Source organism: Fimbriimonadaceae bacterium (assembly GCA_023957775.1).
Taxonomy (GTDB): Bacteria; Armatimonadota; Fimbriimonadia; order Fimbriimonadales; family Fimbriimonadaceae; genus JAMLGR01.
On record JAMLGR010000002.1, the window covers coordinates 247,766 to 266,967 of the forward strand.

The 19,202-nt window shown below is 63.7% G+C and carries 16 protein-coding genes; 4 read left to right on the top strand and 12 right to left on the bottom strand.

Annotated elements, in window-relative coordinates:
* Positions 1-40 precede the first annotated feature (40 nt).
* From M9921_02755 to M9921_02810, 12 genes are all read right to left on the bottom strand, one after another.
* Positions 41-1,795 carry a cytochrome b/b6 domain-containing protein gene (locus M9921_02755; protein ID MCO5295753.1) on the bottom strand — a complete coding sequence of 585 codons (1,755 nt, stop codon included), beginning with the start codon at positions 1,793-1,795 and terminating at the stop codon, positions 41-43.
* Positions 1,796-1,963: 168 nt separating this feature from the next.
* On the bottom strand, positions 1,964-2,290 hold the full coding sequence (locus tag M9921_02760; GenBank protein MCO5295754.1) for a hypothetical protein: 327 nt from the start codon (positions 2,288-2,290) through the stop codon (positions 1,964-1,966).
* 186 nt (positions 2,291-2,476) lie between these two features.
* Positions 2,477-2,803 carry a hypothetical protein gene (locus tag M9921_02765; protein ID MCO5295755.1) on the bottom strand — a complete coding sequence of 109 codons (327 nt, stop codon included), beginning with the start codon at positions 2,801-2,803 and terminating at the stop codon, positions 2,477-2,479.
* A 183-nt stretch (positions 2,804-2,986) separates the two neighbouring features.
* A complete protein-coding gene (nrfD, locus tag M9921_02770; GenBank protein MCO5295756.1) occupies positions 2,987-4,192 on the bottom strand; it encodes a polysulfide reductase NrfD in 1,206 nt (401 codons plus the stop codon).
* Between the two features lie 2 nt (positions 4,193-4,194).
* Complete coding sequence (locus M9921_02775; protein MCO5295757.1) at positions 4,195-4,980, bottom strand: 4Fe-4S dicluster domain-containing protein; 786 nt, start codon at positions 4,978-4,980, stop codon at positions 4,195-4,197.
* On the bottom strand, positions 4,977-5,417 hold the full coding sequence (locus tag M9921_02780; protein MCO5295758.1) for a cytochrome c3 family protein: 441 nt from the start codon (positions 5,415-5,417) through the stop codon (positions 4,977-4,979). The genes M9921_02775 and M9921_02780 overlap by 4 nt, the downstream gene beginning before the upstream one ends.
* Before the next feature lie 251 nt (positions 5,418-5,668).
* The gene (gene ccsA / locus M9921_02785) at positions 5,669-8,059 is read right to left on the bottom strand and encodes a cytochrome c biogenesis protein CcsA (GenBank protein MCO5295759.1); all 2,391 of its coding nucleotides are present in this window, start codon (positions 8,057-8,059) and stop codon (positions 5,669-5,671) included.
* A 53-nt stretch (positions 8,060-8,112) separates the two neighbouring features.
* The gene (locus M9921_02790; protein ID MCO5295760.1) at positions 8,113-9,414 is read right to left on the bottom strand and encodes a hypothetical protein; all 1,302 of its coding nucleotides are present in this window, start codon (positions 9,412-9,414) and stop codon (positions 8,113-8,115) included.
* A gap of 210 nt (positions 9,415-9,624) precedes the next feature.
* Positions 9,625-11,259 carry a hypothetical protein gene (locus M9921_02795; protein MCO5295761.1) on the bottom strand — a complete coding sequence of 545 codons (1,635 nt, stop codon included), beginning with the start codon at positions 11,257-11,259 and terminating at the stop codon, positions 9,625-9,627.
* A gap of 13 nt (positions 11,260-11,272) precedes the next feature.
* On the bottom strand, positions 11,273-12,232 hold the full coding sequence (locus tag M9921_02800) for a hypothetical protein (protein MCO5295762.1): 960 nt from the start codon (positions 12,230-12,232) through the stop codon (positions 11,273-11,275).
* A gap of 61 nt (positions 12,233-12,293) precedes the next feature.
* On the bottom strand, positions 12,294-12,626 hold the full coding sequence (locus tag M9921_02805; GenBank protein ID MCO5295763.1) for a hypothetical protein: 333 nt from the start codon (positions 12,624-12,626) through the stop codon (positions 12,294-12,296).
* 268 nt (positions 12,627-12,894) lie between these two features.
* Positions 12,895-13,227, bottom strand: a complete 333-nt coding sequence (locus M9921_02810) for a hypothetical protein (protein MCO5295764.1) — start codon at positions 13,225-13,227, stop codon at positions 12,895-12,897.
* A 152-nt stretch (positions 13,228-13,379) separates the two neighbouring features.
* Between M9921_02810 and M9921_02815 the strand changes: the two genes are divergently transcribed.
* The 4 genes from M9921_02815 to fdhF all read left to right on the top strand — a co-directional run bounded on the left by M9921_02815 (position 13,380) and on the right by fdhF (position 19,189).
* Positions 13,380-14,030 carry a PAS domain S-box protein gene (locus M9921_02815; GenBank protein MCO5295765.1) on the top strand — a complete coding sequence of 217 codons (651 nt, stop codon included), beginning with the start codon at positions 13,380-13,382 and terminating at the stop codon, positions 14,028-14,030.
* A gap of 67 nt (positions 14,031-14,097) precedes the next feature.
* On the top strand, positions 14,098-15,078 hold the full coding sequence (locus M9921_02820) for a cysteine synthase family protein (GenBank protein MCO5295766.1): 981 nt from the start codon (positions 14,098-14,100) through the stop codon (positions 15,076-15,078).
* A complete protein-coding gene (locus tag M9921_02825; protein ID MCO5295767.1) occupies positions 15,075-16,544 on the top strand; it encodes an NADH-quinone oxidoreductase subunit L in 1,470 nt (489 codons plus the stop codon). Before M9921_02820 ends, M9921_02825 begins: the two co-directional genes overlap by 4 nt.
* Positions 16,529-19,189 (top strand): formate dehydrogenase subunit alpha, encoded by a 2,661-nt coding sequence (fdhF, locus tag M9921_02830; protein ID MCO5295768.1) that lies wholly within the window; start codon positions 16,529-16,531, stop codon positions 19,187-19,189. The genes M9921_02825 and fdhF overlap by 16 nt, the downstream gene beginning before the upstream one ends.
* Positions 19,190-19,202 lie beyond the last annotated feature (13 nt).

Here is a 19,202-nt window from a genome sequence, read left to right on the forward strand (position 1 = left end):
TCGCAATAGATTTCGCATTGATTTCTCCAGGAATCGAGGCTCACTCCCCGTTCCCCCCATCGCCCATGTCCGCGGCGTCGAGGCGCTCGAGTTCCAGCGGATGTTCGCGCGACATCTCTTCGCGGGTGAGCTTTCCGGTGATCCAGAGGGTGTTGAACGGGAAGTTGTTGGGGTTGAACAGCACGTTGTAAAGGTGCCAGCACACCACGGCGAGGAACGCGAGGGTCGCCTCGTAACCGTGTGCGATGAACGAAATCGGCCAAGCGGCCTCGGGCATCCAGGTGCTGAAGTACATGGGGAACCAAAGAACCAGGCCGGACAGCACCATCACCGGAACGCCCCAATACTCGGCCAGGTAGTCGATCTTGGAGCGGAAGGTGAAGTGGTCGAACTTCGGCTTCTCCTTCGTCATGCCGAGGTAGCCCTTCGTGACGAGGTTGAAGTCCTCGAGGTCCTTCTTGTTGGGAAGCATCCTCCACGATCGGATGGACCCGCCGAACTTGCGCCAACGAGCCAGCAGATACAGAACGTGCCAGATCGCGACGACGATCAATCCGACCGCTGCAATGCGGTGGATGAGTCGCGAGTTGTCCAGTCCGCCGATCATGTTGAGCTCCTGGACCGAGATCTGAGCGGCAGCGAATCGGAGCGGGAGTCCGGTCGCAACCAGGGCCGTCACGCTTGACAGCAGGAGGAAGTGCTGAAGGCGCAGGTTCAGGTTCATGCGGGGATAGAGCCGCTGCGTCGCCACTGGGACGTGACGATTGCGCCGGAAGAAGTAGGCGATCCAGGCGAGAACCAGGAAAGCCAGCGTCGCCCACGCCGCGATGCCAGCCCCGTTTGCCCGGACGGTCACGATGATGATCGTGGCGATGAGCGAGAAGTAGCTCAGGCTGATGAAGATCCCCGCCGGACGCCCGCAACGGGGCGGTTCCTGGCTTCGGAACACGACCTGGACCAAGTCCAGAATGATGCTCACGGCCATGAAGGCGATGGTGCCGAAGATCAGCAGCCTGAAGAACCAGAGCACGCCCGCAAGCAACGAGTCGTGCTTGATCTTGAGTCGAAGGTGGTTCGCCCCCGACAGAGCGAAGTTCGCCTGCGAACCCGGATGACACCCCTCTTGCCCGCACGTCTTCGCGACGTTCGTGGGATAGGTCGGCGCTGCGGGATTCATGGGAGCGAGGACGTCGTGGTGGCTGTGGCAGTCGGTGCAGATGGCCGTGTCGTAGTTGCCAAAGCGCAGCAGCGCCTTGCCGTGGAAGCTCTCAAGATAGGAGGTCACCGCCTCGGGGTCGACGTGGTACCGCTCCATCCGCTCCGTTTGCGAGTGGCACTGCGTGCAAACCTGCACCTTCTGTTCGCGGGTCCACTTCGAACCCGCCGTGATCGCGTGGGGCGCGCCGCCCCCGTGGCAGAACACGCACGAAGGGTGATCCCCCTTGACGTAGTCCTCGCGGGAGTGCGTGCTCTTGCGGAACGCCTCGACCTCGTCCGCGTGGCACGTCGCGCACTGCGGCTTTTTGGCCGTCATCTGCGGCGTATGGGGAAGCTCGGTGATGGCGTCATGGCACGTCTGGCAGTCGAACGAGGCGTGCGGCGATTGTCGCAGCTTCTCGAGATCCACCGCAGGGCCGGCCCCGGCTTCCTTCGAGTGGCAGCCCATGCACGCCTCGATGCGGTCCGCCGTCTCCTGGTCGACCTGCGAAGGTTCTTGCGCGTTGATTCGGGTTCCCACCACGAGAAGCGTCAACCCGAGAAGAAACGGAAGGAAGCGAAGGTCCAACCGTTTCACGCGGACACCTCGCTTCCCTCGTCGAGGAACGCCGACCGTCCCTCGCTGTGGGCGCGCCAGCGCCCCCACTCTCCCCTGTTGGCGGCGGTTTCGGCCGCCGCCCCGGATCCATTCCTGGACATTGTCCTCTCCTGAGCCGGCGCGCCTCCCTGGACCCGCCGACCGGGGCTACTTCACGCCCGGAAGCTCGCCCTTCTTGATCTCGTCGATGTTCTTGACCCCATCCTTGTCGGAGTCGAGGGCTTCGACTTTGGCGAGGATTGCGGGGGTCAGCTTCTTCGTGCCTTCCTTCTTGAGCTGCTCGGCAAGGTCTTTGCCGTAGGGATTCAGCTTGAGGTCGGTCTTCGACATATGGCAGGCCGCGCAGCCGGCCTTGCCGAGTGCGGAGCTTGCATCCACCTTGTATTGGGTCACAAACACCTTCGTGTAAGTTCCCAGTGCGAGAGCGATACACGCCAGAGCGAGTAACACTCCTACTCCAACGAACCGTTTCATCTTCATGTCTCCTTGACTAAGGCATGTTCATCCTACCCAGATATCGGACGCTGCGACACGAAGAAAGTGACGGGAATACTACGCACTCGAAAAGGAGGACAGGGCAACAGCGACACGGGGGGTCGCGCTCTCGGCGCGACCCCCCGTGATCCAATATTTGACCCTGCGAACCAGGGCGCCTCTGGGCTATTTCACTCCAGGATTCCGATCCTTCTTGATCTCATCGAGGTTCTTGACGCCATCCTTGTCCGAGTCGAGCGATTCGATCTTCTTCAGCACTTCCGGAGTGAGCTTCTTGGTCTTGGCGACCTTCATGGCCTTTTGAAGGTCGAGGCCATAGGGGTTGAGCTTTCCACCCTTGGCGGTTGCATGGCACACGCCGCAACCCGCTTTGCCCAAGGCCGAACTCTTGTCGATCTTGTATTGTGTGGCGAATGGCTTGGAGAAAGTCCCAAATGCGAGGACGATTCCCGCGACCATCATAAGACCTGTCGCACAAACAAGCCTTCTCATTTTTGTCCTCCTTGTCTAAGACATTGCCAGTGTACCCGGTAGAGCCGCTAGTGTAGCGTCTCAATAATCTCAGGGCAGCGAGGCCCCGGTTGGGCCCTCCGGGCCCCTCGCCCCTCTGGGGGGGCGAGGGGTGCCTCTTGCGCCTTTCGCCACGGCCCGCTGGGAAACTAGTGAGACACTACACTAGACGTCTGAAGCCGGCTGCGGTTCGTGCGACCAAGGCGGCAAGAGCTTGGTGAGCACCCAGAGGATCACGACGGGAAGGATGAGGAGCAGCAGGGCCACGCCGCCACCCTCGTGACCGGTGAAGTGGAGCTTGTAGGTGGTGAGGCCATGCAGACTCTTCGAGAAGAGTTGGCCAACGATGACCACGTTCCAACGCATAAAGAACACGCCCGTCAGCACCAAGATTCCCGAGAGGAAGTAGACGGACATCTTGATGCGCTCGCTCTCCTCCTTGACGAACTGGAGGAAGGCCAGCATCCCGAGCGGGACCAGGCCACCCAAGAACAGCTGCATGCCGAACATCGTCTCGTACACGTAACCAGACCGGAGGAGGCTGAACACTTCGAACCACTCTCCGGCTTCGTACATGCGGTGGATGAGGTCGAGTCCCTCGAGCGTCAGGTCGAAAATGAGCGCGAACATCAAATAGCGGCCGATGGCCGCGACGCACGCCATGTCCGGCTTTTCGCGACGCCACCAGTTGGTGACCATGTAGAGCACCATCACCAGCGAGATCCCGGAGACGATGGCGGAGAGCAGGAAGATGAGCGGCATGAGCACGCTCGACCACCACGGGTTGCCCTTCAACGACCCGAAGATGAACCCGACGTAGCCGTGAAGGAGCACGGCCGAAGGGATGCCGATCACCGTCACAAACCGCCCAGCCCGGTCGTCGAACGCCAACGCGTCCTCCGACAAGTCCTTGAACCCCAACGTGAGAATGTTGTAGAACAGCCTCTTGAGGCCCTTCGATCGATTGGCGTAGACCACGATGTCCTTGCGAAAGTCGAACCACACTTCGATCAAAAGAACGGCGGCAAGGTACCAGAGGTAGACGAACCCGAAGACCGCCATCGCCGACGTGAGGTGCGGCGTCATCATGATCTGCAACGCGCGCTCGGGGTGTCCCAAGTGGGCGACCAGAGGTAGGGGCGCGACGATGAGAAAGGCGAGCGAGGTGAGCAAGGCGAGTCGGTAGGCCGGAGCCAGCGCCTTGGCGTTGAACACGCGCACGAGCGAGGCGAGGATGAACGCGCCAGCGACCAAGCCCGTGATGTAGGGGTACAGGACGATGAGGATGCTCCACGTGAGCTCCTTCTCGTTGGGAAACACGAAGCCGGCGTTGGCCAGCAGCGAACCGGATGCCAGCAAACCTGCGTTCACGGTTAAACGACCTCCTTCGTCATCCCGTTGTAGAAGACCTTCGCTCCGGTCTTCATCTCGGGCTTCAGCGCCATGACCGCGTGCTCGCGGTTGAACTTCGAGATCGGGCTCTCCTCGTCGGAGAGGTCGCCAAAGATGCGGGCCTCCACGGGGCACACCTCGACGCAGGCGGGCAGCTTGCCCTTCTTGATCCGGTGGTAGCAGAGTGTGCACTTGTCCGCGGTCTTTCGCTCGCGATTGAAGAAGCGCGAGCCGTAGGGACACGCCTGGATGCAGTAGCCGCACCCGATGCAGTAGTCGTAATCCACGAGCACCACGCCGTCCTCGGTGATGAACGTCGCTCCAACGGGGCACACCTGGGTGCATGGCGAGTCCGTGCAGTGGTTGCACAGCTTGGGTACGAAGAAGGCCTTTTCGATACCCTCGTCGGGCACGTCGTTCTCAAAACCGTTGATGCCGCCGTCGGGAGAGGTGATCTGGACGGTCCCATCCTCCTTGACCACGTACCGCTCGATCCAGGTGCGGAAGTTGCCCGCGGGAACGTTGTTCTCCTTCGAACACGCCTGCACGCAAAGACCGCAACCGATGCACTTCTCGATGTCGATCGACATCGAGTACCAGGGCGAATGCGGGGTGCCCGTAGGGGTCGTCACCTTCGGTCGGGCGATGTTGCCGGTGGCCCGGGTCCAGGTCGCGTAGCCGCCGGCGGCCATCGTGACGAACACGGCGCCCTTGCCAAGGGCGATCAGGAACTCCGATCGCGAAATGGTCTTGGTCTCTTCCATCATTCGCCCCCCGTGGGATGGATCTCGTGGCAGGACATGCACGGCTCTCCCGTGTTGTGTTCCTTCACATCGACCTGAGGGAAGTCGGCGCGCCTTCCCACCACCATCCCGTGGCATCGGGCGCAAAGGTCCCTCCCCTGCGGCTTGGGCGGCAGGAATGACGATGGGTCGTCGACGTGCTTCTCAGCCGGTCCGTGGCAGCTCTCGCACGACACGCCAGCCTTGACGTGGAAGGTTCCCTCGACGATGTCCGGGTGACAATCGGCACAGGCCTGATGGCCTGCGTGGACGAGTTTGAAGGACTCGACCAGGGCGGGCGCCTGAACCCGGTGGAAGCCCTCGGTCCCAAACCCCTTGGGAACCACTTGGTTTCGAAGGGCCACAAAGGCACCGATGAAGACGACGAAGCACAATCCGAGTCGAACAACCTGTGGCCTCACCTGTTCACCTCCACGGGCGGAAGGTTTGCACGTGGGCGAGATACGAGGCTATGACACCCGTCATGGGTGCAAGGAACCTGCGAGAACTCACGCCCGTCTGGCGGGCGTGGCACCCGATGAGCCTGTGCACACCCGATTGTGCAAAGGCAGGCCCAGCGGACCGGCGAGGACTCACGCCCGTCTGGCGGGCGTGGCACCCGCACCCAGTGAGCCAGCCCACTTGTGCAGGTGCGAACTGTCGGCGTGGCCGATCAGGCCACGCCGACAGGTTCTCGCTCTTCGACCGTCTCGGTCTCCTCCCTCTCCTCGGCGGCCTCCGGCGTCTTGCGCCGCGGGCGACGGTAGAGGGCCGACATGAACCCGCCGACCATCATGATCGCGGTGCCGCCCCAGACGAAGCTGGTGAACGGCTTGTGGTAGATCTCGATGGGGTACATCGGCGACGTGAGCTGCATCTGCAGCGTCACCGATTGCTTGCCCGCGTTCATGCCGATCATCGCGAGTGAGAAGAGCGGATCGATGCTTGCGGGGTGCGGCTGCACTCCACCCGATTCGACGATCTCCATCGTCGGATTGGCGGCAAACGTCTCTTGGTCGCTGACGACTTTGAGTTGGGCGCCGAATTTGGTCCCCGGGACGCCGGGCTCGCCCTCGCGGGTCATCTTCTCGTAGGTGATCATCAACCCGCCGATCTGTTTGGTCTCGCCGGGCTGGAACTCGATCGGCGCGCTTCCCTCGGTCTGGGGAGGACGCAGGGTGAAGTAGACGTCATGGCCGGCCGCCCGCTTGATGAAGGGCCAAACCATCGGGTTCTCTTCGCCCCCGGGCGTTCGGACGTAGTACAGGCCGGGCGAAGCCACGAACAGCAGTTTGCCGTCGTGCGGATCGTGCACTTCGAATTCGAGTTTGTTGTTCCGGTCGTAAAGGTCCGACGTCATCCCCTTGTAGGAGATCGCATAGTTGAGCGTACGGCCGGGGTGGTCCTTCATCACGACCGTCTCTCCGTGGCGCTCGAATCCCCGGGAAAGGATGAGGCCCGTCATGAGCACGGCGATTCCGATGTGGGACACGAAGGAGCCAAGGCCGAGTTTCGCGCCCCGCGCCATTTCCACCATTCGCCACGCGTTCGCGACGACCACGAACAGGCAGATGCAGCCGAGGAGCACAAGCCAGGCGAGGCCGTTGGCCTTGATTCCCATCGGGAAGTTGATGATGGGCGCCAGATCGGCGATCTTGGCCAAGGGGGAGAGGCGCAGGCCGACCAGCAGCAAGCCGGCAAGCCCGACCGTGATGCACAGGACGTTGTAGATGCGTCGGAAAAACTCTTTGCCCCCCAACCCGCGCCACGTGGCGAACGGCGCGGCGGCCATCACCAGCATCAGGGGCACGAAGATCCAGGGCACCACCATGTGGTAGAGCGGCTCCTCGACGACTTTGGGGTCCTTGCCGGCAAGCGCCATGAACAGCGGCACGCTCATGCCGATGAGGGCCGCGAGGCCCATCGCCGAAAGGAGAATCGCGCCATAGCGGTAGAAGCCCTCGCGATGGAAACCCGTCGCCTGAGGCGCCTGGGTGTCGCCACGCGCCTGTTTGAGACGCACGAGCCAGAGCCCGAGGAAACCGAAGGTGGCAAGGAACAGCACGCCCACCAAGACCCAGAGGGCGGAGCCGTTCATCTCGGCAAAGCTGTGCACGCTTGCGTTGGCGAGAAAACCGGAACGCGTGAGGAACGTGCCGTAGACGAACGCGAGGAAGGGCAGGGCACCAAGCAGGAGATTGCTGATGTGCCACCGCTTTCGCGTCGTTTGGACGATGATTCCGTGCACGAACGCCAGGACCAGGCACCACGGAACGAAGCTGACGTTCTCGACGGGATCCCACATCCAGAATCCGCCCCAACCAAGCGTCTCATACGCCCAGAACCCGCCCATGCACAACCCGACGCCGACGAGCGTGGCGGAGAGGATCGCCCAGGGGCGAACGATCGGGATCCACGTTTCGTAATCGCGCTTGGCCATCGCGGCCATCGCGAGGGCGAACAAGACGGTCAGGGACGCGAAGCCCATGAAGATCGTCGGGGGATGGATCGTGACCCAGTAGTTCTGCAGCGAGGGGGAGAGCCCGACTCCGTTCTGCGGAACGACGATATGGCCCTCGAAGACGCTGTGGGCGAATGGCGTCTCATAGGCGAGGATGCCGCAGATCGAGCCCAAAAACGTCGCATAGAAGATCGTGAACCAGCGCTTGTAGTCTCCAACGCCCCTTCGCGCGAGAAGGCCAAAGATCGAGGCGCCGGTGACCCAAAGCAGGAAGCTTCCCTCTTGTCCCGACCAGATGCCGGCGATCCGATAGGGGATCGCGTTGGCGATGTCGCTGTGGCCCCACACGTATTCGAACTCGAATCGATTGCCCACAAAGAGGGCCCCGAGCGAGATGAACGCGGTGAAGACGCCCAAGGCGCCCAGGCCAAACGACCAGTCCGCCACGCGCCGCCACCGGGGATTGTCGGCCGCGAAAAGCCATCCGAGCACCGAAATAGCAAAGAGCGCCGTGGCGGCGAGGATGCTGACCCTTCCCAAGTCGCCGACCCAGAGGGACCAAGCAGGCGGGGGAGTCGTCGAAATGAGAGTGGGATCGCCCATAAATCTATCTTACGCGGAGGGGCCGGGGGATCGCTCCCCCGGCCTTCGTTCCGCTACTGGTCGAGCGCGGTCATGTCCGCTTTCGCGGCGCGCGCCCGGTCTCCTCGGATGATGTCCAGCATCTGCTGCCGGCTCGGCAACTGCTGCGGGCGGTATGGCCCTCCGGGGAGAAGGTCGATGTTGTCGTTCGCCACCCGGATCAGGTGCTTGGCGTACGGCGCGTTGTGGACGCCATAGTCCCCCGATCGGACGACGAAGTAGTAGTTGTGTCGTGCTCGCTTGATCTCGATCGGAACGAGAGCCTGGCTCGGCGGGGTTCCGGTCGTGATGTTCGTCGTGTACTCCCAGAACTCGTCGTTGCCGAACGTGGCCGTGGCCCAGTTCGCCATTCGCACGCGCAGGCTGTAGAGGCCGTTGAGAACCTCGTCTTTGATCGAGCTGGCGCGAGCCGCCGCGTCGGCGGCGGTGTGGCACGGAGCGCATCCCTTATCGAAACTCACGGTAAACGAGTGCCTCGAATCGGGCATGTGGCATTTGCTGCACTGGCCCGGGGCGTTGGCGTGCGCCGTGTTGCGCTCCACAGGTCCATCCCCCTCCACTCCGCCGAAGCCGAGGAGCATGTTGAACTGGTTGCTGTCGTGCATGTTCGGACGCGAAGTGCCCGAGGTCAGCGCCGAGTCCGCGGGATTGGCTCCCCGACCGTTGTGGCACTGGGCGCAGATGTGGTCGAACTGCGTGAACTGGGCCGCGCTGGTTCCCGGCCCGACCTGGGACGTGTCGCTGTTGAACGTCATGTGCCGCAATTGCACCTCGTCGCCGGTGTCCGTTAGGTTCCCGGTCTTCGAGTGCGGGTTGTGGCACGTCGCGCACGTCGCCGTCTGAGGCACCTTGGTCAGAACGTCGTTCGCAAGATTGACGATCTCTTCGTCCGAAAGGGTGCCCAAGTCGATTCCCCGTTCGTAAGTCTCGATGCGCACGAGACCGCCATGGCAGGCGAGGCATCGGGAGCTGCGACCATACTGGTTGGGATTACCAATGGCTCCGTCGATGGCGTGGGTTTCCAACTTGGAGTGTGCCGAAAGTTTCCACTCGTCGTTGATCGGCCCGTGGCATTGCCCGCAGACAACCACGTCGGTGGAACTGGGCGTGGTCAGGATGTTGTCCTTCGACGGGTTCGCCGCATGGACGCTTCCCGGCCCGTGGCACGACTCGCAGCCTACGTTGTTCGCGGCGTGTTTCGTGTCCTTCCAGTGCGTGTAGATCGGGTCGTCGTCTGCCTCCCTGCCGCCGTGGCACGCCGCGCTGGCGCACGTGTCTGTGCCCACGTAGTCGGCGCCCTGCTGTGCCGCCGGCAAGAGTGCAAGGAAGGCCGCGGACGGCGAAACGCCTCCGGAACTCCCGGTGGGCCCACCTTCACCTCCGCAGCTTTGCAGCACGAGCATTGCCGTGGCGAGAGGGACGGCCGCAAATAGTGTAGCGAACCATCTCGATTTCATCGTTTTCCTCCGCTGCCATAAACTGGCATATCCATCGATTTCAACTCATCTCTCCTCTTCGTTCGTGGCTCAGAACTTCGTCGAGTACTGCAGCCCCACTACCGTCGTGCGGTAGTTCATCTGTTCGTAAAGCTTGTCGGTGTACCGCCAAGGCGAATAGGTGATGCTGAAGCTCGAGTCCGGGCTCAGCACCCGCGAGTACGTCGCCGTGATCTCGGTGCCCCGATAGTTGGCATCGCGCACGAGAAGCGGGTTGGCGCTTCGGGTGGTGTAGTGCGTCGCGGCCACCGACAGCGATCCCCGGTCGGAGATCGCGTGGTCGAATCCCACCGCGTACGACGTGCTCGAGGGGAAGAACGCATCCAACGTCAGCCCCAGCTCGTCGGGCGGGCTCGACACCTTGTAGGTGTCGGTGGCGAACTCGATGTAAGCGCTCGTGCGGTCGGTGAACGCGTAGTGCCCGCCGACCGTGAGGTTGTGCGATCGCACTTCGACGTCGCGCGGGTCGTTCTGGTCGAACCGGAACGTGTACGTCGCGTATCCCTGGAACCGGTCGACGCCGCCGTCGATCTTGATCTGTCCCATCACCCGATCGTCCCAGTAGAGCGCCCTGGGATCTTCGACCACCATCGTCGCGCCCCGGGTCATGTGCTCCCAGTTGCCGCGCACGGTGTAGCGGAGCGGCCCGCCGAGGTGGCCCGAAAGCCGTCCCTCGTACGTGTCCCACTTCGGCACGTCCACGAACGTCTGGTCTCCGCGCAGGCGCTCGGCTTCCCGGTGCTTGTACGCCAGTTGCAGGGCGGCGCCCTGGAACCGGTGCACCAACCGCGCCGTGGTCATGAACCGCTCCCGCACGTAGCTGTTGGCCACGTTGGGCATGTCGACCTTGTCGTTGCGGAAATCCAACATCAGCGACGTGTAGGGGCCGACGTACCAGTCCGCCCCGATCGACCAGCGCTTGACCTCGCTGTCCGAAAGACCGCGCTGCTCGATCTGTGTCCGGTTATAGGCGCCCTGGACGCTCAGGCTGGGACCGAGATCTCGCGAATAGGCCGCGTCGAAGCGGTGGTGGATGCTGTCGGGACTCCCGCCATCCTGATCGTAGTAGCGGTAGTCGGAGAGCGTCACTTCGGCTTGTCCGCCCAGCACCTCTCCGCTGAGACCGCCCGTCGCCCGTTTCGCGTACGTGCGGGTTCGCTCCTTGGGAGGATCGTAGTTCAGCTTCTTGTTGCGCTCGTCGAACCGGTAGAACGCGCCCACTTCCGGGGTCAGCGCGTAAGAGACCTCCACGCTGGTGTCGCGGTCGTGGCTCGTGTCCACCAGCAACGGGGTCGGATCGTAGAACGAGCTGCGCGCGTGGTGGATCTTGACGTCGAGCCGACCCTGCTCCATGATCAGCCGCCCGTCCGCGACCTGGTCTCCTCCCGGCACGCCGGAGTAGCCGAACCGGCCGTAGGGAGTCTCTTCCGTGAGCGGCGAGAACAACTCGATCTTGCGGAAAACGAACCCTTGCGGGGTCACCGCGTACTGTCGGAACTTGTTCCGGTTCCCGTTCAGGCTCCACCCAGGGATTTCGATTTCAAACCTGTTGAGCAGGGTCTTGGGCTCAGACTGCTCTTCGTCCGGAGCGTCTTGGGCGCAGGCGCAGGCGGCCAGAGTGGTCGTCAGCGTCAAGGCTGTCGCAAACCGATCAATCCACCTCATCGTTGTTCCCTCATCACCTCTTCAAGAAATGCGAATCCGTGTTGCTCCCGTGTAGGGCGACATGGCATCCGGCGTTCCAGCAAGTCCTCCCCGGATAGTGCTGGCTGAGTTTGTCCGTGTGGCACTGGGCGCACAATCCCCGCGAGGAAGCCGCGAGCAGATCGGGGTTGTGCGAACCGTGGGCCTTGTGGCATTCGGCGCACCCCGCGCCGGTGAATCCCGCCACCGGGTCATGTTCGTAAACGAACGGTCCCGCAAATTCGACGTGGCACTGCACGCACTTGTCGCGATCGTCGGGCCGCCGCATCTTGTCGAGGGTCGTCGGATGCGCGCTGTGGCAGTCGCTGCACTGCATCTTCCCCTCGGGCACCGGATGGTGCGAATTCAATCGGAACTCGGCGACCTGCGCCCCGTGGCACTGGCCGCAAAGGGTCGCCTGATCGGCCTTGAGCAGACTTCTGGGCTCCACGCGGGCGGCAAAGACCGCGTTTCGGGGATCTTTGGCTCCGGTGGTCCGGACGGCACCCGGCTCCCAGTTCGGATCCGAATCGGGGTGGATCTGGTGGCACGAGACGCAGGAGAGGTCGGCCCGCGCATGCGCGGTCCGCTTCCAGTGGTTCTCGCTCAATGTCTTCTCGTGGCATCGAAGACACGCTGCGGAGGCCTCTTTGGGATCCATGCCGCGGAATGCGATCACCTCGGGATTCTCGTCCGCTTGGTGGATGAAGCCCGGTCCGTGGCAACCCTCGCATCCCTGGCGCTCCTGGGGCAACTTGGGGTCCACCATGAACGCCGCATGGGCGGAGGCGCTGAACGCCTTCGCCTTTTCGGCATGGCAGTCCGCGCAGCCCTCGCTGCCCATGTAGTCGTCGGGCTTTGCTCGAGCAAAGAGCTTCTTTGCGATGGAGTCTTGGCCACCCTGGTGCTCCGCGCCGACGGCGCCGAACACCAACGTTGCCAGTCCTCCAATCATCAAGATCGTCTGTAGACGCATCTTCCCTCTCCCTCCCCCGATTCGTTTCACGTTGTTCGCTTCAGGACCCCTTCACGCCGGGCATCCGATCCCCTTTGATCTCGTCGATGTTCTTGACCCCATCCCCGTCCGAGTCGAGTTGCTCGACCTTCTTCAGGATTTCGATCGTCATCTTCTTAGTCTTCGCTTCTGCCATGGCTTTGTCAAGTTCCAACCCATAAGAATTGAGCTTGCCGCCCTTGGCCGACACGTGGCACACCATACAGGCGGCCTTGCCGAGCGCGGAATCCTTTTCGACCTTGTACGTGGTCGCAAAGACTTTGCTGAAAGTCGATAGGGCAAAGGCGAACACCGCCAATGCCATCAGGAGCCCCACCATGGTCAGTCGTTTCATCTAAAGCCAGCCTCCTAACTCGAAGGCTCCGGCCGCGACGCGGCTCTGGAACCTCCGAGTGCATTCTCGTCATTTCAAAGGGACGAGTGGTAGCGTGTGTTCTTTGTCCTAGAATCCAAGGACAGCGAGAGTTTGAAAAAGCCACACCGAATCGCAGGGCACGCGGGCACAGCGAAGGGCCGGTCCGCAGCCACCCTCTAGAAGGTCGCGCGAACCGGCCCTTGGGCTGGCTTGATTCAGTGGCCGCGGAAAGTCGCGGTCAGTGGAATCAGGAGCCCTTCACGCCTGGGAACCGATCGCCCTTGATCTCTTCAAGGTTCTTGACGCCGTCCTTGTCGGAGTCGAGGCCCTCCGCCTTCTTGAGGAGTTCGGGCGTCAACTTCTTCGTGTTCGCCGCCGTAAGCACCTTCTTGAGGTCCTCCCCGTAAGGGTTCAGCTTTCCGCCCTTGGCGCTCGTATGGCACAGGGCGCAACCAACCTTGCCCAACTTCGAGGTCTTCTCGATCTTGTAGGTCGCGTCAAAGGTCTTTACAAACGTGGAGAACGCCAACGCGAACACCGCGAGGGCCATCACAAGCCCCACCATCGTCAATCGTTTCATTTTTTTGCCAGCCTCCTGAGAAGTTGCGGACGTTCGATCGTACGAACGCCAATGCGCTTATTGTTGCAACAATCGTCGGACGACCGAGAGCGCCCAATTCTTGTCATCGAATTCGAGGACACAGATTCCCCCTCGGAGGTATCTTGGGCAGGATGAGCGAGCGTCAGGCTTCTCCAGCGCATATGTCGACGCGGGAGAAGCAGATTCTCGAGTTGGCTGCGCGAGGCTACACGGATGCGGGCATGGCCCAACACCTCGGGATCAGCGAGGCGACGGTCAGCACCTACTGGGGCCGGGTCCGAACGAAAATCGGTCCGCTGAACCGCGCCGAGCTCGTGGCGCGCTTCGTTCGAATGGAGGCCATTGGCGTTCTCGACGAGCTGCGGCAAAGCAACGAGTCCTTGCGCGACCAACTCCGCTCCGCCATTCGCGAAGGTCCCGACAACGCCGACCTCTATCGCGGCATCATCGAGCATGCGGCCGACGCCATTCTTCTCGTGGACGACAGGGGTCGCATCCAACTGGCCAACGCCGCGGTCGAGGACGTGTTCGGCTACCCCAGCAGCCATCTCGAGGGCCGTTGGGTCAACGATCTCATCCCCACGCGCTACCACAGGGCCCACGACGAACACCGAGCCACCTACCACGACGAGCCCGCGCGGCGCAGGATGGGGGAACATCTCGCCACCTTCGCCCGGCGAAGCGACGGCGTCGAGTTCTTGGTCGCCGCCACGCTCTCCCTCTTCGAGGAGTCTGGGCGTCGATTCGTCGTGTGCATCGTGCGTCCCGTCGTCCCATCCTAACCGTCTGCGGCCGACATGACGCCCGTCATGGCACGCCACGTCGCCAGCCCAGGACACTCGAAGCACGATGGGCAACCCAGAGGCGTACAGCAAATCCGTCGCGGGCGAAACCCCGCTGGTCGAACTCGACGGCGTGTTCGCCAAACTGGAGTGCGTCAACCCCACCGGGAGCATCAAAGACCGAATCGTGCGCACGATCCTCGACGAGAGCGAGCGCAACGGCACGCTTCGACCCGGCATGCGGATCGTCGAGGCCACGAGCGGCAACACGGGAATCGCCCTCGCCCACTATGGCCGGGAGAAGGGGTATGCGGTCACGATCGTCATGCCCGAGGACATGACCGAGGAGCGCAAGGAGCGGATCCGAGCGGCCGGCGCCGAACTCGTGCTGTGCTCGAAGGAGGGCAGCTTCGCCGAAGCCGTCGCCATTCGCGACCGCCTCGCCGAGGACCCAAACGTCTTCTGTCCCGACCAGTTTTCCAACCCTCTGAACATCGACTGCCACGACCAGACCACCGGCGCCGAGGTTCTCCGGCAGCTCCCCGCAGGCCGGAAGGTGGGCGCCTTCGTGGCCGGCGTCGGAACCGGCGGTTCGCTCATCGGCGTCGCCCGTGCCCTTCGAAGGCGTTTCCCGGAGGTGGAGATCGTCGCGGTCGAACCCGAAGAGTCCGCCGTCCTCTCCGGAGGCGAGGCGGGACGCCACCGCATCTTCGGCATCGGCGATGGGTTCGTCCCCGACCTTGTGCGCGACGAGAACAACGAACTTCTCGATCCGATGATCACCTCGGTCGAGCGCGTGAGTTCGGCGACGGCGCTCGCGGCGGCCGCCGAGCTGCGCGCGGAACACGGCCTCTGCGTCGGTATCTCTTCGGGTGCCAACTACGTAGCCTCGCTTCGATTGCGCGAGCGGCACGACACCGTCGTGACGCTCTTCGCCGACGGCTACGAGAAGTACGCCTCGCACGGGCTGTGTGCCGCCACGGATCCGGAATGCCCCTTCGCCTCTCTGTGCGCCGCATCGGAGCCTCCCTTGGAGGGCAACCCATGAAACAGGTGCTCGCCGGTCCGGAGGTCGACTCCTTCTACCATCTCCACAACATCCCGATGGAGCACCGCCTGTGCAGGGGGCTCTCCTGTTTTGCGGCCCAAGCGCGCAACGCCGAGCGATGGTCCGCCGCCATCGCCCAAGAGCCGCCCGTCTTCTGCCTCGGCAAGTGCTACATGGCTCCCGCTTCGGCCGACGACGAGGCCGAGCCGCGGGTCGAAGTGCGCTCCCGAGTCCCCATCGTGCTCGACGGCGTCGCCGGCAACGATCAGCGGCCCCTCGATGCATACCGCGCCGCTGGCGGATACGGGGGCCTCGAGCAAGCGCTCGCCCACCCCCCCGAATGGACCCTGGCCCAAATCGAGACCGCCCAGTTGCGCGGACGTGGTGGAGCGGGTTTTCCCGCAGGCATCAAGTGGCGGGCGGTCGCGAAAGAGCGCTCCGAGATCAAACACGTCGTGGCCAACGCCGACGAAGGGGACCACGGGTCCTACATCGACCGCTTCGTCATGGAGCGCACCCCGCACCGCGTCCTCGAGGCGTTGGGCATCGCGGCCCACGCCGTCGGCTCCCAACACGCCACCATTTACCTCCGCAAGGAGTATCCCAAGGCCCATACGGCCCTCGTCCAAGCGATGGACGAGGCGCGCGAGGCGGGATGGATCGGGCGCCCGATTCCGGGCTACTCGTTCAAGTTCGACATCGACCTCGTCATCGGCGAGGGCAGCTACGTGTGCGGCGAGGAGACGTCCTTGATTCGCTCCATCGAACACCGCCGCCCCGAAGTCATGGCCCGACCCCCGTTCCCGACCCAGAAGGGGCTGTTCGGATACCCCACGCTGGTGAACAACGTCGAGACGCTCGCGAGTGTCCCATGGATTGCCAAGCACGGGGGCGACGCGTACGCGGCGATGGGCACGCGCACAAGCCGGGGCACGAAGGCCGTGTCCCTCAACTCGCTCTTTGCGCGACCCGGGCTGTACGAGGTCGAGTTCGGCATGCCGTTGCGCTGGGTCTTCGAGACGCTCGGGGGCGGATTTCGGGAAGGCGAAATGAAGGCCGCGATCATGGGAGGTCCCCTCGCCGGGGTCCTCAAACCCGAGGAGTTCGACACGCCGCTCGACTTCGAGGCGATGCGCGCCGTCGGAGCAAGCGTCGGCCACGGCGGGGTCGTCGCGTTCGACCAGTCGACGCGGATGGTGGACCTGCTCGCCCACGTCTTCGCGTTCGGCACCAACGAGTCGTGCGGAAAGTGCACGCCGTGCCGCCTCGGAAGCCGCCGCGCCCTCGATCTGTTGCGAAAGGCGCAGACCCAGCCGTTGGAGAAGGCGGAGACCGCCGAGCTGTTCGCCCTGATGGACGCCCTGCGCCAGACCAGCCTCTGCGGACATGGCTCGGGATTGGGCGTGTTCGCGCAGAGCGTGTTCGCCAAATTCGGCGAGGAGCTTGAACCGTGGTTTCCCTCGTAATCGACGATCGTTCCGTCCAGGTGCCTGAGGGCACAACCCTCCTTCAAGCCCTGCGCCGGGCCGGGCTCGACGTCCCCACCCTGTGCCACGACGACCGCCTCAAGCCCAGCGGCGCGTGCCGCCTGTGCATGGTCGAACTCGAAGGCGGACGCGAAGTCTCCTCCTGCACGACGCCCGCGGCCGAAGGCATGCGCGTGCGGACGGCCACTCCAGGCCTCGAGTCGCAACGCAAGCTGATGCTGCAGCTCCTGGCCGAGACGCACCCTGTGGAGGAGCCCCCCGGGCCCAAAACGCCGTTTGGCAAACTGCTCGATCGTTACGGAGTGACTCCGGGAGGCAAGCCGCGGCGCCCCGCCAGCCTGAAGGACGCCACGCATCCCTACCTCCGCATCGATATGGATCGCTGCGTCGACTGCTTCCGCTGCGTGCGGATCTGCGACGAGGTCCAGGGACAGTTCGTTTGGCGCGTGTGGAACCGTGGGGACCGCACCGAGATCCGGTTGGACCAGGGAGCGAACCTGCAGGGCAGCTCGTGCGTGAGCTGCGGCGCCTGCGCCGACACGTGTCCCACCGGCGCGATCCTCGACCAGCATGTCCTCGACCGCGATACCCCCGCCACGTGGACGCGCACGACGTGCCCGTACTGCGGCACCGGCTGCGAAATGGACGTCGCGGTCCAGAACGGACAGATCGTCCAGGTGCGCCCCAGGATGGACGCGCCGGTCAACAAAGGCCACCTGTGCGTCAAGGGGCGCTATGCCCACGCGTTCGTCCACTCGTCCGAACGCGCGCTGCATCCCATGATCCGAACGGAAGCGGGGTGGAAGAACGTGACCTGGGACGAAGCGCTGGACACCGTCGCCCGAGGACTGCAGGGCGTCCTGTCGGAGTCCGGGCCCGGCTCGGTCGGGGTGCTCGGTTCGGCCCGCGCCACGAACGAGGAGAACTACCTCGCCCAGAAGTTCGCACGCGTCGTGCTCGGGTCCAACAACGTGGATTGCTGCGCGCGCGTGTGCCACGGCCCGACTGCCGCCGCGCTCAAGGCCACCCTCGGAACCGGTGCCGCGACCAACTCGTTCGACGACATCGAGCGTGCCTGCGGGTTCCTCGTCTGCGGCGCCAACCCCACCGAGAACCACCCCATCGTCGGCGCGCGCATCAAACAGGCCGTGCTGGCCGGCGCGCGGCTCGTCGTGATCGATCCCCGCGAAATCGAGCTCGCACGGTACGCGGACGTCCACCTTCCGATCCGCCCCGGCACCAATGTCGCCGTTCTGAACGCCGTCGCCAATTCGATCCTGGAACAGGGTCTCGCCGACGAAGCGTACATCCGCACACGAACGGCCGGCTTCGAAGAGTACGTGGCCTTCCTCGAGCCGTGGACGCCCGAGCGCGCGGCCGACCTGGCCGGCGTGTCCGCCGAAGGCATCCGGCAGGCCGCCCGCGTCTACGCCGAGGCCGATCCCGCGATGATCTTCCACGGCCTCGGGATGACCGAACACCGGCAAGGGACCGAGGGGGTCGAGTGCCTCGTGAACCTCGCGCTCCTGACCGGGAACGTCGGCAAGCCCGGCGGCGGCGAAAATCCCCTTCGGGGCCAGAACAACGTGCAGGGCTCGGCGCACATGGGATGCGAACCTTCGCACCTGGCGGGATACACGCCCCTCGAAAGCGCCGCGGCGCTGTACGAGGAGATTTGGGGGCGCCCCGTGCCTCGCGAGCGCGGCATGACCTGGACCGAAATGTTGGAGGCGAGCCACGACGGCTCCCTCAAAGCCCTCTGGGCGATCGGGTACGACGTCTACCTCTCCAATCCGGATGCGAATCGTACGGCCGAAAGCCTGCGCAAGCTCGACCTCCTCGTCGTGCAAGATCTCTTCCTGAACGAGACCGCGCGCGACTTCGCCCACGTCTTCTTCCCCGCTTCCTCCTCCTTCGAGAAAGACGGGACGTTCATGAACTCCGAACGGAGAGTCCAGCGCGTGCGCAAGTGCATCGAACCGCTGGGCGACTCCCTTTCCGATTGGGAAATCATCTGCACGCTAGCGGCCAAGATGGGTTTCGCCAAGGAGTTCGACTACCACGATGTGCGCGCCATCTGGAACGAGGTGCGCAAGGGGTGGAAAGCCGGGGCGGGCATCTCGTACGAGCGGATCGAATCCCAAGGCCTTCAGTGGCCATGCACGAGCGAAGACCATCCCGGCACGACCCTCTTGCACGAGAAGACGTTCTCGATCGGCGAGCGCGCCACCTTCATCCGAAGCGACTACCTGCCGACGACCGAAACGACCACGGAGGCGTTCCCGTTCCTCCTCAACACGGGCCGCACCCTGTTCCAATTCAATGCGGGCACCATGACCGGCAGAACGAGCAACGCGGTGCTGCGGAGGACCGACACCCTCGATATGGCGCCCGGCGACGCCGAGACCCTCGGCATTCGGACCGGAGAGACGGTGCGCGTGGTCAGCCGGTATGGCGAGGCCCTGCTGCCGCTGCGGGTGGACGAATCCATCCAGCCGGGCACCCTGTTCGCCACGTTCCACGATCCGAAAGTCTTTACGAACCGACTCACCAGCCCGAACCGCGACCGGCAGACCGGCGCATTCGAGTACAAGGTCACCGCGGTTCGTGTGGAGAAAGCTTGAAACGGAGTCCGCT

What these genes read in the sequence shown, in the direction of transcription:
- M9921_02760 (MCO5295754.1), bottom strand. Translation starts at nt 2,290, where the DNA reads ATGAAACGGTTCGTTGGAGTAGGAGTGTTACTCGCTCTGGCGTGTATC.
- M9921_02765 (MCO5295755.1), bottom strand. Translation starts at nt 2,803, where the DNA reads ATGAGAAGGCTTGTTTGTGCGACAGGTCTTATGATGGTCGCGGGAATC.
- M9921_02775 (MCO5295757.1), bottom strand. Translation starts at nt 4,980, where the DNA reads ATGATGGAAGAGACCAAGACCATTTCGCGATCGGAGTTCCTGATCGCC.
- ccsA (MCO5295759.1), bottom strand. Translation starts at nt 8,059, where the DNA reads ATGGGCGATCCCACTCTCATTTCGACGACTCCCCCGCCTGCTTGGTCC.
- M9921_02795 (MCO5295761.1), bottom strand. Translation starts at nt 11,259, where the DNA reads ATGAGGTGGATTGATCGGTTTGCGACAGCCTTGACGCTGACGACCACT.
- M9921_02800 (MCO5295762.1), bottom strand. Translation starts at nt 12,232, where the DNA reads ATGATTGGAGGACTGGCAACGTTGGTGTTCGGCGCCGTCGGCGCGGAG.
- M9921_02805 (MCO5295763.1), bottom strand. Translation starts at nt 12,626, where the DNA reads ATGAAACGACTGACCATGGTGGGGCTCCTGATGGCATTGGCGGTGTTC.
- M9921_02810 (MCO5295764.1), bottom strand. Translation starts at nt 13,227, where the DNA reads ATGAAACGATTGACGATGGTGGGGCTTGTGATGGCCCTCGCGGTGTTC.
- M9921_02815 (MCO5295765.1), top strand. Translation starts at nt 13,380, where the DNA reads ATGAGCGAGCGTCAGGCTTCTCCAGCGCATATGTCGACGCGGGAGAAG.
- M9921_02820 (MCO5295766.1), top strand. Translation starts at nt 14,098, where the DNA reads ATGGGCAACCCAGAGGCGTACAGCAAATCCGTCGCGGGCGAAACCCCG.
- M9921_02825 (MCO5295767.1), top strand. Translation starts at nt 15,075, where the DNA reads ATGAAACAGGTGCTCGCCGGTCCGGAGGTCGACTCCTTCTACCATCTC.